Source organism: Vibrio sp. Vb1574, from assembly GCF_033338675.1.
This window is the reverse complement of sequence record NZ_JAWOTC010000252.1, coordinates 1-1,305: the sequence shown is the minus strand read 5'-3', so window position 1 is coordinate 1,305 and position 1,305 is coordinate 1. Positions and strand designations below refer to the sequence as shown.

Below are 1,305 nucleotides of genomic sequence, written 5' to 3'. Positions count from 1 at the left end.
AGAGTTACGCGTTGCTGCGAACAGACGACGCCACAAACCTTTGCCAAATGGTTTACTGGTGATTAACCCCTGACGAGAAAACTCGGATATCGCCCAGTTTGGCAGCGCCGCAACGCCTAAGCCTGCCGAAACCATTTGCACCAGCATTAAGGTATTGTCCGCTTGCTTCCATCTGGCAGGCTCGACGCCGGCCGGCTGCAAGAAGTGCTTAACAACGTCCAATCTTTGTTTTTGAACCGGATAAGAGAGCATAGTTTGATCGGCAAGATCTTGTGGTTCGATAATTTCTTTGTCAGCTAATGGATGATTGGTCGCAGTAATTAGGCGCATTTCCAAGTCAAACACCGGTTCCTAATGTACCTCAGACAGAGGTTGAATATCCGAAGTGATAACGAGATCTCACTCGCCAGCCACCAATGCGGGTAAGGGCTCAAACCCAAAGCCGGACGAAAAATCCAACGTGACGCTTGGCCACGCCAATTGATATTCCCTTAGAGCAGGCATGAGCCATTGGAAGCAGGAGTGACATTCGATCGCCATGTGTAATCGACCGTTGACGTCCTCTTTCAAACTCGCCAGTTCGTTTTCTGCTCTTGCCAGCTTTGGCAAAATATCTTCAGCGAGGCGCAGGAGAAGTTCACCCTCAGAGGTAAATTTCACTGGGCGAGTTTTGCGTACAAATAACTGACCGCCAATACGAGATTCGAGATCTTTGATTTGGTGAGAAAGAGCGGATTGCGTTAAGTGCAAGGCAGTAGCCGTAGCAGTTAACGAGCCGGTGTCTCGAAGCGAAGTTAATGTTCGCAAATGTTTTAGCTCTATCATGAATCCCTTTCATCCTTTGTGGTTCGCCGTGAACGAATTCCTATCCCAGTCAATAACGGCTCAATATGGTTTCTTAATGCTCTGTCTTGTTGAAATACTCAATAGCTACTTTGAATTTTTGATTTAAGAATAAACACTTATCAAACAAATCCACTTCACTCGCAAGCAATTTTTTATTGCTGTTAAAACGTATTGATTGACTGCGACAGACATAACTAACTTAACGACAAAAAATGGATATGTAAACGTCTAGACGTCTATTGTTGTGATTTATTTGCGAATGAAATCGACCCATGATGAATTTTTTTAATAAACAAGTTGAATAAATGGACGTTGTCCAAACGACAGAGGAGAGAGATAGTTTAGCCATCCAGACATCTTGTGAACTTAGAGAAAGATGCTCTGACCTAAACAAATTGAACAAGATTGAAAAAGGAATAGGGACATGGCTACAACAACGCACATACTCGGTTACCCACG

At 44.1% G+C, this 1,305-nt stretch carries 1 pseudogene; it reads right to left on the bottom strand.

Annotation, left to right across the window (positions count from 1 at the left end):
• Window positions 1-825, bottom strand: a pseudogene (locus R7O12_RS25255) (LysR substrate-binding domain-containing protein); the annotation flags it as partial.
• Window positions 826-1,305 lie beyond the last annotated feature (480 nt).